The organism is bacterium (assembly GCA_023150945.1).
Lineage (GTDB): Bacteria > Zhuqueibacterota > Zhuqueibacteria > Zhuqueibacterales > Zhuqueibacteraceae > Coneutiohabitans.
The window spans coordinates 204,984-218,280 of sequence record JAKLJX010000009.1 but is presented as its reverse complement, the minus strand read 5'-3'; the positions used below and the strand labels follow the sequence as shown (position 1 = coordinate 218,280).

General features: G+C 56.9%; 15 protein-coding genes. All 15 read right to left on the bottom strand.

Annotation, left to right across the window (positions count from 1 at the left end):
- Positions 1-74: 74 nt before the first annotated feature.
- The 15 genes from L6R21_13940 to L6R21_13870 all read right to left on the bottom strand — a co-directional run bounded on the left by L6R21_13940 (position 75) and on the right by L6R21_13870 (position 13,132).
- Positions 75-488, bottom strand: coding sequence for a DoxX family protein (locus tag L6R21_13940; protein MCK6560294.1), 414 nt, complete (start codon positions 486-488; stop codon positions 75-77).
- An 83-nt stretch (positions 489-571) separates the two neighbouring features.
- Positions 572-1,216 (bottom strand): sigma-70 family RNA polymerase sigma factor, encoded by a 645-nt coding sequence (locus L6R21_13935; GenBank protein MCK6560293.1) that lies wholly within the window; start codon positions 1,214-1,216, stop codon positions 572-574.
- Between the two features lie 73 nt (positions 1,217-1,289).
- Positions 1,290-1,487, bottom strand: a complete 198-nt coding sequence (locus L6R21_13930; protein ID MCK6560292.1) for a hypothetical protein — start codon at positions 1,485-1,487, stop codon at positions 1,290-1,292.
- A 458-nt stretch (positions 1,488-1,945) separates the two neighbouring features.
- Entirely contained in the window at positions 1,946-2,377 is a 432-nt protein-coding gene (locus tag L6R21_13925; protein MCK6560291.1) for a YHS domain-containing protein, read from the bottom strand.
- Positions 2,378-2,891: 514 nt separating this feature from the next.
- Positions 2,892-3,746, bottom strand: a complete 855-nt coding sequence (locus L6R21_13920) for a transporter (protein ID MCK6560290.1) — start codon at positions 3,744-3,746, stop codon at positions 2,892-2,894.
- A 96-nt stretch (positions 3,747-3,842) separates the two neighbouring features.
- Positions 3,843-4,775, bottom strand: a complete 933-nt coding sequence (locus L6R21_13915) for a DM13 domain-containing protein (protein ID MCK6560289.1) — start codon at positions 4,773-4,775, stop codon at positions 3,843-3,845.
- A 37-nt stretch (positions 4,776-4,812) separates the two neighbouring features.
- Positions 4,813-5,514: a DUF547 domain-containing protein gene (locus L6R21_13910; protein ID MCK6560288.1), complete on the bottom strand. Its 702-nt coding sequence runs from the start codon at positions 5,512-5,514 to the stop codon at positions 4,813-4,815.
- 107 nt (positions 5,515-5,621) lie between these two features.
- Positions 5,622-6,308, bottom strand: a complete 687-nt coding sequence (locus L6R21_13905; GenBank protein MCK6560287.1) for an antibiotic biosynthesis monooxygenase — start codon at positions 6,306-6,308, stop codon at positions 5,622-5,624.
- A gap of 98 nt (positions 6,309-6,406) precedes the next feature.
- On the bottom strand, positions 6,407-7,027 hold the full coding sequence (locus L6R21_13900; GenBank protein MCK6560286.1) for a hypothetical protein: 621 nt from the start codon (positions 7,025-7,027) through the stop codon (positions 6,407-6,409).
- Positions 7,028-7,153: 126 nt separating this feature from the next.
- Positions 7,154-8,194: an SMP-30/gluconolactonase/LRE family protein gene (locus L6R21_13895; GenBank protein MCK6560285.1), complete on the bottom strand. Its 1,041-nt coding sequence runs from the start codon at positions 8,192-8,194 to the stop codon at positions 7,154-7,156.
- A 14-nt stretch (positions 8,195-8,208) separates the two neighbouring features.
- Positions 8,209-8,673, bottom strand: a complete 465-nt coding sequence (locus L6R21_13890) for a DoxX family protein (GenBank protein MCK6560284.1) — start codon at positions 8,671-8,673, stop codon at positions 8,209-8,211.
- Positions 8,674-8,698: 25 nt separating this feature from the next.
- Positions 8,699-10,402, bottom strand: coding sequence for an SMP-30/gluconolactonase/LRE family protein (locus tag L6R21_13885; GenBank protein MCK6560283.1), 1,704 nt, complete (start codon positions 10,400-10,402; stop codon positions 8,699-8,701).
- Between the two features lie 257 nt (positions 10,403-10,659).
- Positions 10,660-11,526: a heme-binding protein gene (locus L6R21_13880; protein ID MCK6560282.1), complete on the bottom strand. Its 867-nt coding sequence runs from the start codon at positions 11,524-11,526 to the stop codon at positions 10,660-10,662.
- 248 nt (positions 11,527-11,774) lie between these two features.
- Complete coding sequence (locus tag L6R21_13875; GenBank protein ID MCK6560281.1) at positions 11,775-12,164, bottom strand: hypothetical protein; 390 nt, start codon at positions 12,162-12,164, stop codon at positions 11,775-11,777.
- Between the two features lie 185 nt (positions 12,165-12,349).
- Positions 12,350-13,132 carry an aquaporin gene (locus L6R21_13870; GenBank protein ID MCK6560280.1) on the bottom strand — a complete coding sequence of 261 codons (783 nt, stop codon included), beginning with the start codon at positions 13,130-13,132 and terminating at the stop codon, positions 12,350-12,352.
- Positions 13,133-13,297 lie beyond the last annotated feature (165 nt).

Genomic DNA, 13,297 nt, shown 5'->3' with positions numbered 1-13,297 from the left:
ACGTTTTCGCAAATATTTGCAGTCTGGGACGGACAGCAATTACAGTTGCAGTCCGCTGGCAATCAGTATTGCCCTCATGCGGCATGCGGCCGCAGTTTGTCGCCGAGCAGGGGAATCTCGTAACGGTGCAGGAAGAGCACGCCCGCGCTCGCCAGCAACACCAGCACCGCCAGCGCGAACAGCAGGCCGCGGTCGTTTTTGACTTCGAGGCCGAGAATGGTGAGATGGCTCAGAATCGCGCCGCTCATCACGCCGAGCGCAAGCAACGCGCCCAGGGTGGTGGTGCGCGGCACGAGCAGCAGCACCGCGGCGATCAGCTCAACGACGCCCGAGCCGATCCGGCCCCAAGGCTCGAGGCCCAGCGTGCTGAAAATGAACTTCGATTCCTCGGCGCCGGTGAATTTGAAAAACAGCGTTTGCAGCAGAATGCCGGCCGCTGCCAGACGCAGTGCCCAGCTCAGGACGAGTTGTGTTTTGGTCAATTCCATCGCAAAGACTCCTTGATTTTAGTTGCAGCCACGGTTTTGAGCAGATTCCATCTTGCGCCGCGCCCGCGCGGAAATGCCGAGCTTCAGCTCACCATCATGGACGCCTGCCGGTGGGCAACACCTGCCGGCGCATTACGCACGAGGCGGTGGGCAGAGGCATAAGCGTTCAACATGCGCCCCAGCAGCTTGCGGCCCCGGCTCAGCCGCGACATGACTGTGCCGAGCGGGCAGCCGACCGCGTGCGCGATTTCCTTGTAGCTCAAGCCGCTTACGTCGGAGAGCAGCACGATCATGCGATAATGCTCCGGCACGCGGTCGAGCGCAGTGGCGATGGTGTCATCAAACAAATCTTGGTAGTTCTCCGCCACCCCGGCATTGGACAGCCGGTCGGCGTCATGTGTTTCCTCGTGGGGTAAGACTGCATTGCCCGCCTCGAGACTTACCCAGCGCGGCTCGCGCTTCTTTCTGCGGTAACGATTGATGAAGTTCGTGATCAGGATGCGGGATATCCACCCGCCAAAGTTGGTGCCGGGAGTGAATTGATGATAGAAGCGACACGCCTTCAGAAACGTTTCCTGCACCAGGTCTTCAGCATCCAGCCGATTTCTGGTCAGGCGCAGCGCGGTGTAGTAAAGTTGGTTGAGCAGGGGCATGGCGAGGGCTTCAAAGGACTCGCGTTCGCCTGCCTTGCCGAGAGGTCGAGCATTGGTCGGTGCTTCTCTTGTCATGAGCGCCTCCTTTCCTCCATTCGTCGCCGGCGGCGGACAATCCTTACAGCCGGCCCCCGGAAAATTTCCGGCCTCAGGCGTGGGCATTCGAGGCGTGTTCGTTGCTGCCGCAGTGCACGCACGGCTGGTGTTCGCCGGTGGCATGCTCGCGGCTGCGGCAATGCACGCACGGTTTGTGCTCGCCGCTGCTGTGCGCGTCTCCGCCGCAATAGGCGCAGGGTTTGTGCTGGCCGCTGCTGTGCTCGCGGCTGCCGCAATGAATGCAGAACATGGTGATTCTCCTTTATGGCTGCGAAACGTTCGACTCGAATGCTGCCGGCCGGCGTTGCCAGACAGCACACGCGTGGTCTGTTACCTTGAACTGTATGGCCACCACCCATGTCATCCTGCAAGGATCCTATGAAGATTTGAGCACGCGGCCAAGTACCTCGCAAGATTCCTCCCGAATGACACGCGCAATCACTTGTACAAATCAAAGTCACGAAGCCCCAACGATAAACCGCAACTCAAAGGGAATCGCCAACGGATTGAAACAACCCAGCGGACTAAAAATATCCGCTGGGTTGTTTCAAGTCGTTGGAGAAATCTCTTGCCGGTAGGGCAACGATTTCACCTTGAATAAACTGTGCTTTTCCCATGACTCCGCTTGGGAAAAGTGGCCCTTCGGGCAGCAACAAAGCGACTTCTTTGTTGGCGACAATTTTTTGTCGATCGGGCGCTCACAAGCGCCTAGTCATCCTTTTGCTGTTGCTTGGCGCGCAGTCCGGGCCAGTTCCGGTCGGCGCTGGCGATGTACTCGTCCCGCTTTTCACGCCATTTTTTCTGGACAGCCTTGCTGTAGTTGAGATACAGCTTGCCGTTCACGATATCCCAGGCCTCGGGATCGACCGGCGCGGTATAGCCTTGACTGACCGCATAGGCGCAATAGCCGCCGTATTGTGGCGCATATTTTTCCGGCTCTTTTTGGAACCGCACAAGATTCTCCCGGCTGGAGAAACGATACGTTGCTCCCCGCCATTCCTGCTCGAATTTGGAATCACCTTTTACCGGTTTACCGGCTGTGAAATAAGCAACGGGATCGTAGCCTCTGATTTTCAAATTGTCGTTGACGCCGAATAGCAAAGCAACAACGGCAACGAAAGCAGGAAGTTGCGTGAGCATTTGATTCTCCTTTTGCTTTTGCAGCGGTTTTCAATTGGGTGAGCAAGTTTGTAGTTCCCGCCCTTTTGCTTGTGGGCGGCTGTCAAAGCCAATAAGCTTGCGGCTGCCACCGTGCCTCATGAGTGGGCAGGACTGCGATTCCTGCGCCCGCATTTGAAAAACGCTGGAGTGAACTGGATTTGTCTTGCAGAAAGCGGAGGCCGGCGCCAACATATCTGCCTCAAACCTCCATTCCTTGCCAACGATAAAGTCTCTGCCGTCTTGAGATTCGGTCACAAACTGATCCGCCATACCGCAGTGAAAATCCTGCGCAAGCCTCGGCGAGCTGCTCTGCAATAGAATTCTGATGCCGCGCCAGCAGTTGGTCAAAGCGAAGCGCGATGAGGCGCCCTTGTCGTTGCAGGCACCGGTGCAGCAGCTTGGGCCGCGCCCGGCCGGTTTCGTTGGGTGAACCGGTCGCCATGGGTGTGTGTTCCGGCAGATGTTCACTGCCGTTCCGTCGGCAATTGTGCCCTCACTGCTTCAAAAAAAAGCCGAAAAAGTACTGTGGCTTCGCCAACACATTTTCGCCATACGCCGCAAAAGCAACGCGCGCATTGATGCCGAAATTTTGATAGAAACTGTAAAACACCCCCGGGCCATATGCGAGATATCGTTGGTTGTTCGCATACAAGCCGCCCATGCCGCCGGTGACCGTGTCATCGCCGTTGCGGAATGGCTCCGTCCCGTTCACTTTCAAATTGACACTCAGGGCGCGGCCAATCGTGCAGCCAAGCTCCGCCTCGTAACGAAACTCATCCGAATAGCCGTTCGCGCGGTTGTTGACGCCGGCCTCACTGGTGAAGTACATCGGCATCGGATGGAAGGAATGCCCCAGCTGCAGCGAGAGGATTTGGTTGAACTCGCGGTCGCCGGTGAGCAAACCGTTCGGCTGGCTGTTGTCGCCAAATGGCAAACCGAACTTCAGACCGGCGCTGAGCACCGTAGGCCCGCTGCGCAGCAAGCCGACACGCACGCCAATTTCGGCGTCGGCAATTCCGCTGACCGAGTCGCCGGGAAAATAGACAAAACCGGTGCTGCGGCCGACTTGGCGGTTGAGCGAGATGTGCTTACAGACGGGAATTTCCCCCACCAGGGTCAGCCACTCAGTGAGGCCATATTCGCCGTAGAAGCTAAAGGTATACTCTCCCAAAGTCGGAATGGTGATGACATTGCCATCCGGCTCATAGTAACGATCGGCGCGAATAAAATAGAACTTCAGCTCGTAGTAGCCCAAGCCGCGTCTTTGTGTCCAGGCGCCGGCATGAGCGCCGCCGGAGTCCAGGATAAGACCCGCGAGGGTGGCCATATAAACGAAAGTGCGTTTCACAGTTTTTTTCCTTCTGTTTTGCCGCCTGGTTCTTCGCTTGACCCGATTACCGGCATAGCTTCCATTAGCCAGCCAACCCGGGAACCGCCGGAGGCTCTATCGCAACTGCGCATGGCCAAATGTTACATTGAACGGCACGCAGTGAATGATCACCCAGTTGTAAGTTGTCAGCGGCACGCCGGCCGGCACGTTGTAACTCTGCGCGCCGGAAGTTCGCTGCAGCCGGCCAAGATTGAGACTGTTGCTGCCAACGGTGCTGGTGGTAGAGAGAAAAACTTCGAGTCGCGGGCCATTGCTGCTGCTGAAATCGCTGCCCAATCGCAGGACGAGACTGCCATTCGCCTGTTGCTCGAGCGTGGCCGTGCCGCTGACGTTATAAGAGGTGTTGGGATTTCCAGTAAACGTGCCGCTACGGCTTGTTCCCAAAATGGTGAGACGAACTGCCGAACTTTCGACGCCTTCGACTGTCGCGATGATATTCACTCCGCCTGGCTTGAAACCGGTTGCCAAACCGGTGCTGCTCACCGTCGCGATGGTTGCATCCGAGCTGCGCCAATTGACAGATCTGCCGCTCAACACCTGGCCGTTCAAGTTTTGGGCGATGGCCGCGAATTGCAGCATTTCGCCAATACCGATGTTGCCACTGTCCGGCACAACGACGACACGGGCAACTTGATTGGGGTTGGCCACCACCGTCAGGATGGCCGCGCCGCTCGTCACCCCACGCGCACGGGCGGTGATTTTCGTTTGACCGGTGTCGTGGCCCGAGGCCTGGCCGGTGGTGTCTATCGAAGCAATGTTCGGATCGGAGCTGCTCCACTGCAACGCGACATCAGGAATTTGAATTCCCTGGTTGTCATAGTAGACGGCCTGAAAGCCGGTGGTTTTGCCCACCTCCACGGCCGTGTTCGTTGGAGCGATGACTATCCGTGCCGGCACCGTCATGGCCGGCTCCGCGATGAAATCAGTGCCAACGCAGGCCACCAGAAAAAGGGCGGTTGTTAAGAGAAAGCGTTTTAGGTGTTGCACAGGGCAATCCTTTGCTAATTTGCGGTCGCGGCGTTTCCTATTCGGAAGACGCATTCAAGGTCCAATCGTAAGGAATCAAGTCGATCGAGAAATCAATTGGGATTTTCTCGGTGCGATATTGATTCATGTAGTCGATAACCGTTCTCCCTCCGCTGGCGAAATCGGCCTCGTACCATCTGAAAATCTCCGAGAGAAGAACCTTCCGGGCGCCGGAGTTCACGCGCACGTACGCGGCATCGTTGAGTGTCGCCCGGGCGCGCAAGTCGAGTTGCTCGTCCAAATTCTCGCTGAGGTATGCGTAATCGAGCAGAGTTGGACAACCTTTGGCCGCGCACACCAGCGCGAAATGAATGCGCGCGTCATTGAATTTTTTGCGCAGCTTGTCGTTTTCAATTTCATTCAATGTCAGCGAATCGCCGGCAACGCGATGCTTGGCGCGATCAAAGAAACCCGAAATGTCCAACGGAGATTTGACGGGGTAGCGGCTGACCACAGAGCTGATAACCAGCAGATTATAGGCGTTTATCCAGAAGGCCTTTTCGCCATTGGCGTCAGTCAGGCTTTTTAAGTCAAAATTGGCCAGCGTAGTAACAATTTCCTGCATTGCTCGCGGATTCTTTTTGATGGCCGCATAATTGACCCGACCTTCGTGAACGTATTTGCCGAAAAAGCTGCTTGTCTGAGAATAAAATTTTGCAGAAGGATTTTGCGCGTTCACCAATGCGGCAAGAATCAACAAAAAGAGAAAAGCGCATCTTGCTCGATTCATTTCTTCGACATTCTCCTGGCTATCGATGTCATACTTTCCGCCTGAATGACCATTGACTCAGCACTCATTGCTTTCTCCTATTGCCGGACTCGTCGCCAGCGCGTGATTTCGGTCGTCCAACCCTGGTGCTTGCGCAATTCGAATGAAGCTTTCAGATGCGGCATCATCTTGTGCAGCTCCAACGCCTCGTCGTTGCGCCAGACTTCGTAGCGCATGAACTCGTTTTTCTTTTCCGGTGATTGATAAAGCTCGTACGTGAGGCAGCCCGGCTCAGCCAACGTTGGAGCCGTGAGCGAGAGCAAATGATTCTTCATCTCTTCTTCCTTGCCCTCCAAGCCATGAATGAACGTCACCGCGGTCAGCAATTCCTCGGAATTATTTCCGTTCATGCCCATTCCGCTCTGCTCTTTCAGCTCCACCATAATTCCGTGCGCATCGCTGTCGCCGATGTTCACCGGCGAGTGCGTCACCGCCTCGCTGAACAGCACGTCGCCCGCTTTCGTCTCGCGAACCACCGTGCGGCCATCCGGAAAAGTGAAGCGAATCTTGAAGCCGGTGAGAATGTACGCCACGTGGGGCCGGTGCGAGTGGAAGTCTTCGGTGTCACCCTTCCTCAAAACGAAGTCGATCACCCGCACGCGATCGTTTTCCAGGAGAACCTTGTAGTTCTTCGGATAAAGCGGAACCGGGTCCTGGCTCAGCGCGCGTGTTGCAAAAAACGCCAACGCGGCGAAGCCCAATGTACAAATTCTTTTGATTAACATAAATTCTATCCAGTTGCTATTGTGTTAAGAGTCAGGATAAAACTCTGCTTGCCTTGCTGCATAGAGTCGGGTGAAAGTTTTCACCAACGAGTTAGGCATCAGAACTTGTAACCGATGAAGAGCCAAGTATTCGGCACAATCTTGTGGGTTCGCACAGTCGCATCGCCGAGCTTCGTCTCTTCGATCCCGTTGAAGTAGAAGCGTACGGGCATCGTGAGATTGATGTGCAGGCGGCGAATTCCGAACAGGTTCGCCCGGGAGTAGCCGATTGCGATCCCGGCGGTCAGGGTTTCGTTCCAGATCCGCTGGAGAAGGGTCACGTGCCGGAATTCGTTTGCAATGTAGCCGGCATTGGCGCCGTAGTACCAGTTGCCCCCGAAAAATCGGTCGACGCTCATCTCATACACCCGCAGGTAGCCCTCGACGCCTTTGCCTTCGACTGCGGCGGACCACCACCCCGCGAGGTCGCGCTCCGAAACCGCAACTTCCATGACAGTGAGACGTACCTGGTGCTTTTGGTCGAAGCGAAAGCCAGCCTCGCCTGCGAAATTGCGGAAGTTGTTCACCGCCATCTCCGTGATCTCGTAGGATGCGAATGCGCCGCGGGGTTGCAGTTGGGCGGTCTGAGCGCCAAGTGACACGGGAATGGTCAGGAGTAAAGCGAGAAAAACCGTGAGGGCGCGAGTTTGCCGCGTGAGAATCATGAAAAACTGCCGCATCGTTTATCTCCGATGTTTTCCTTACATGCGAACCAGGATTGGGCGGATTAACATGGATAAAACAAAAAAAATCCATGAGAATCCGCGCAATCCGTGTTCAAAAGCTCTTGAGAGTTCAATGGTCCCTCAATTTGTTCCAGCGTTAAACGTCGCGCCTTTCGTATTCAGCCGGATGCGATAGATAGCGGTGTTCGAGGTGATGAACAACGTCGAGCCGTCTTCACCCCAGTTGCAATTGCCCGTGGGCACGCCGAAATCAAACGTGCCGAGGTGTTTGCCTGCCGGCGAAAAAACATAGATGCCACCGGGGCCGCCGCCGAAAATATTGCCGTGCGTATCCACCTTCATGCCGTCCGGACTGCCGGGACGATTCTTTTTGAATTCGGCCGCATCGAAGAACGTGCGCCCGTTGGCGATCGTGCCATCGTCTTTGACGTCGTAAACCAGCCACGCCGCGCGCTTATAGTCGGAAAGATACAGCTTCTTCTCATCCGGCGAAAACGCGATGCCGTTCGGCGCGCCGAGTTCTTTCGTAAGCAGCGTGAGTTTGCCGTTCTTGCTCAAGCGATACACGCCGCAAAAATCTAGCTCGCGCGCGGGATCGTCGAACGCTTTCGGCAAGCCAAACGGCGGGTCGGTGAAATACATGTCGCCGTTGGATTTGAAAACCACGTCATTCGGACTGTTGAGGCGCTTGCCTTGATAACGATCCACGAGTGTGGTTTTCGTGCCGTTCATCTCGAGCCGCGAAATGCGCCGATCGCCGTGTTCGCACAGCACCAGCCGGCCCTCGTGATCGAACGTCAAACCGTTGGAACCCGGCTCGAGGCCGGCAAACGGTGCGGCGCCGGTGTAGCCGCTCGGTTTCAAAAACAAGCTCGCGCCCTCTTGTGCATCCCATTTCATCACGGCATTGTTCGGGATGTCGGAAAAGAGCAGATACCCTTCGGCGCGATTCCACACCGGGCCTTCGACCCACGAGAAGCCGTCGGCAATTTTTTCCAACACCGCGTCTTTCGGCACGATGCGGTCAAAGGCGGGAACCAGACGCACGATCTTTGCGGGCTGCGTCTTGTATTGTCCCGGCTGGGCAGTTGCATCGCGCACCGGGAAAGCGATGACGAGTATCGTCATAGCCATCCCAGGAATGGACAGAAGCTTTTTCAAATGCATTCTCCTTGTCAGAAGTCAATCGCCTTACGCACGAAATCGGAGTCCCACAGCGCGTCCAAAGAATAACGGCCGGCGCCGGCAAAAAACAGTATGAGCGCCATGGCGATGAGAACGATATTGTACTCGAAGCCTTCGCGTCCGGCGGGAAGCTGGCCGAAATAGTTCATGAAGAAACCGTCCTTGATATGGGAGAGATAAATTGCCGCCATCATTTGCAGGATGACGATCAGGGCAGCAAATCCGGTCGCGACGCCAAAGATGAGTAGAATGCCGGCGGCTAATTCCGCAAAGACGCCGAAATAGGCCAGTGCCGCCGGAACACCCAGCGTGTTTTGAAAATAACCGGCAGTGCCGCGGATTCCGAAGCCACCGAACCAGCCGAAAACTTTTTGCGCCCCATACGCGAAGAAGACTCCGCCGAGGGTAACTCGGGCACCGAGCAATGCAATTGCATGAGCGGTTTCTTGACTCATATTGTACCTCCGAGGTTATTGAGATTCACCGGCTCGACATCGAGGCCGTATTGTTGAAAGCACCCGTGCCCGCAATATTCAGCCGCATGCGATACAACCCGCTGCGGGCGCAGAGATAAAGTGTTTTGTGGTCATTATCGCCCCACGCCATATTGTGCGGATGCTTCGGCGCGATAATCGTGCCGAGATGCTTACCCGCGGAAGAAATTACCCAAAGGCCGCCTGGCCCGGAAACATAGAGATTGCCCTGCTGATCTACTTTGATGCCGTCAATCGCGTCTTCACCTTTGGCGCCGGTCATGTCAAAGAAAACTTTGCCATTTGACACTGTCGCATCGGCATTAACTTCGAAGCGCATGACGACGATCTTTTTCTCATCGGCTTTCCCGTTGGTGTAGAGATTGGCGTCATACCAATTGCCCACGTAAAGATATTTTTCATCCGGCGAAAACGCGATGCCGTTCGGCCCGCTCAATTCCGTGCTGAGCAGTTGCAGTTTACCTTTGTAGATTGAATAAACGCCGCTGAAGGGCAATTCCTTGCGCGGGTCTTGGTAGAATTTCGGAAAACCGAACGGCGGATCGGTAAAGAACAACGCGCCGTCCGAGCGATACACCAGATCATTCGGGCTGTTGAGGCGTTTACCTTTGTAGCGATCCGCGAGCACCGTCACTTTACCGTCTTTCTCAACGCGTGAAACGCGATGATTGCCGTGCTCGTTAATCGTCAGCCGGCCTTGCGGATCGAGCGCCAAGCCATTCGAGCCGGGCTGGCCGTATTCGGCAAGGTCCGGCCCGGAGTAGCCGCTGGGTGTGCGAAACACTTCGAGTTTGCCGGTGTTGCCGTCGGGCATGTATTTGTAAATGATATTGCTGTTCGGATCACTGAAGAGCAGATATTTGCCCTCGCGCACCCACACCGGTCCTTCGGTAAATTTGAAGCCTTCGGCGAGTTTGAAAACTTTCGGATTCGGGCCGACAATCGCATCCATCGCCGGATCGAGACGAACGATTTCGACATTCACCTCCGCCGTCGTCAAAGCGAGCGGAGCTGCCGGCGCCGCGTTTTTGTAGAAATCCAGTTTGGCGTAGCGCATCCAAATAAAATTCGTCGGCGGATTCGAAAGGGGGCCGTTGGCGCCGAAAATCGCCAGTTGAATTTGCTGGCCGGGTCTTACGTTGCGGCCAACGACGAGGCGATTCGCCGCATTCCAGCCGCTGATCACCGAGCCGCCCATTTGTCCCAACGCGCGCGATAGTTCGCCATCAACCCAAATTTCGGCGTAATCATCCAGCGCGGTCTCGAAAACCACCGTCGCGCCGGTCGGATCGAAATCGCCGACCCGGGCGGGAACGGTGATGCGGATGCGGTACCAATTGAAGCACAATCTCCCGGTTCCGCGACGCGCCTGCAAAGCTGCCGGCTCGATCACCGGCCAGGCCGAATCATCGAAGTCAGCCGCGCCGGCATGCGGTGTGTAATCATACGTCTTCACCGGAACGCCGGTGGGTTGATTATCCGGTCCAGGGCCTTTGAAGTCGACGGTGATGATCGCGGTGTCACTGTAGCGCCACTCGCCGTTGACGGCCTGCACGCCCGCGGCAGTGGCGAGATCAATCGTCGCCTCGGCCGGGCCTGGGGGGGTGTCAGCGGCGGTTTGCGCGATCGCTGCAAGAGTCGCGATACCCAACATCATCATCACGGCCAGAATGAATACTCGACTTTTCATTTCGTTCTCCAAGTTGTCCCGCCTTGCCGCATTTTCCATTCGGCTAAATCGAACCCTGTTTGTTGTCATTCTGCAGGAGTCCTCTCCAGCACTGGGCCCAATTCGCAACAGGACGATCGTTCCAGTGCCGGGGAAGATTCCTGCGGAATGACCCTCAAGGAGGTGGATAACAGAATCAAGGTGAAAGCACTCTGGCGTGCCGTTACTCTTTGGGTTGGACGGCTCATTTCACTTGCCATCCTGCGCAGGACGACGGATCAGTTGATCGATTTCACGACATAGTAATTGAACGGTGCCTTGACTTCTTTGAACCAGTGCGGCACACCCTGCGGCACGACGACCACATCGCCTTTGACCAGCTTGCGGGTTTCACCACCTTCGATGCCGGCGCCGCGAATTTCGCCGGGAGAAAGCGCCTGGCCGTCGAGGACTTTGCCGCCGGTCACGAATGTGGCCGTGCCTTGCAGCACGTAGATGATGTCGGTTTCGTGTTCGTGCACTTCGGCTTTGCCGGGGCCGTCGCGATGGCTCGCGTGAATTTTGTATTGGCTGTTTTCGAGCAACGGTTGCCCCTTTGCGAACGCGGCCGCCACGCTGGCGTTGTCAAAAAAAGTCACTGCGGAAGTTGCCGCGCCATTGGCGTTACGGCTCAATGCCTGCGCGCCGGCAAGCGCAAGTTCCTCGTCTTGTTGCGCGCTGGCGGCACCGCTCACGCCCACCGCACCGACGATTTGCCCGTCGATTTCAATCGGCACACCGCCCTGCAGAGGCGTGAAGTCATGCAGCGCCACCATCGGCGTGCGGCCTTCGCGAATGATCTTCTCGAACACGCTGGTCGGGCGTTTGAAAATCGCGGCCGTGCGCGCTTTGCCAATGGAAATGAGACCACCGGCGGCAAAGGTGCCGTCCAGCCGCTCGACCGCGATGAGATTGCCGCCGTCATCCACCACGGCAATCACACCACCGGGCGCATTCACTTGCCGGGCCTGGGCAAGCGCGGCGGCGATGACTTTTTTCGCGCCCGCCAGCGTCAGCGTCTGTTTCGGCAGCGTTGATTGCGCCTGGCCGCTGGTTGCGAGGAAAGCAGCCAGCAGCGCCGCTACGGTTGTTACAAATGTTCTCACGAATGAACCTCCTTGCAAGTATTCGGTGAAGTGCCTCAACGGGCGCCTGGACTGCAGTCGAATCGTTGCGTGGCCTTGCGGTGATCCATCGACCGGATCACCGGAAGCAACCGATGAACCCGAATCCGGCCAGACGCTCGCGTTCAACAACCGGCCGGTTGATCAAGCGCAGGCCCGGTTTCGCACGCAGATCGAAGCAGCAGCGGGCGAAGCGCTCGACCAACCGGCCGGCCAACGACAGCGACAGGTTACTTCATCACGGGCTTGGCAAAGGAGGCTTCGCCCAACAGCACTTCGGCCCAGGCACACCAAATTTGCACCTTGGCAACGTCCTTCACATAGGCCGGAACCACGAGGGTCTTGTTGTATTTGTCGTCTTTGATCTTCAAGCGGTTGAGCAAATACACGTTGCCCTTGGAATCGACCAGTTGCCAGTGCGGCGCCGGCGTGTCCGGAACCACGAAATCATCCGACAGCGTCAACACCAGCTTGCCGCCTTCCTTGCTGGCGGTGGCAAAGCCGGTATTGGCCTTCACGCCGGCAAACGGCGAGCTTTTGGTCATGTCGTTGGCAAACCCCGCCGCCACCGTCAACACCAGCGCCGCGGCCCAGACAGAACGCAACACGTTGCGAAGCATTTGAAACCTCCAATGAATGAGTGAGAATGATGAGATACTGATGATCTCGGTGATTGATGATTCAGCCAGAAGAGGAGAGGCCTTTTTGTGGCTCCCTTTGCTTTTTGTCGTCCCGTCCTTGTGAAAAGCTATTGCAAACTGCTGCCGGCCGCGGCTGGGACCGCTCATTCGAACCGTGCCGTGCATTATCCGGTCGGCTTGCCGCAGAAGATGCAGCGTTTCACGTTTTGATGATGCAGCTTGGCGCACGCCCGCGGCGGCGCGCCTTTTGTCATCAAATACACTTGCGCCGCCGTCAGCATGCCGAGCAGGGGAGCAGTGAAGTAGATCCACCACGCCGTCCAAACCTGCGCGGGCAATGCCGAGCCCAACGTGCGCGCCGGATTCATGCTCATGCCGGAGAACGGCGCCTCGAAGGTGATGTAGGCCGCGATCAACGCGCCGGCGCACAAGCCTGTGCGCGGCGCATAGCGCGCATGGTTGGAGACGAGCAGCACCACGCTCATCAAAATGAAGGTGATCAGGCTCTCCGCAACGAATGCGAGCGCGATACCTGCTGTGCCCGGCACCGTGACGACATAATTGACGTTCGGATGCGCCAGCCGCATACCCAACACCTGCGACATGAGCAGCACGCCCGCCAGCCCGCCAGCGAACTGGGCTATGATATAAAAGAACGCATCGTGCCCCTTGAGCTTGCCCAGGCGATAAAACGTCAGCGTAAACGAGGGATTGAGATGCGCGCCAGACTGTTTGCCCCACGGTGAATAAACCAGAGCAATCGCCGTCAGTCCCATGGCCAGGCCCATCACCACGCGCCGCACGAACGCGCTGTCAATCGCCTGCCGCACCGGCGAAGCCGGATGCTCCAGCAGCGCCCCAAAACCGCAAGCCGAAACCATGAACAATCCCAGCCCGGCGGCCTCCATCAAATATTCCGGCCAGTGTTTTTTCAGCGCAGCTAACATGGTATTCCTTCCGGCAAGCGGATGGTTGCAATCGGCACGGCGCTGCGGCCATGCGTTTTTGTTGGACTCGCCGCTTTGTCGCCGCGCGGCGGATTTCCTTACAACGCGCCGGCCATGGGCCGCGTCGCCACGCCTGCGCCAGCGATGTAAGGATTGTGCGCGCAT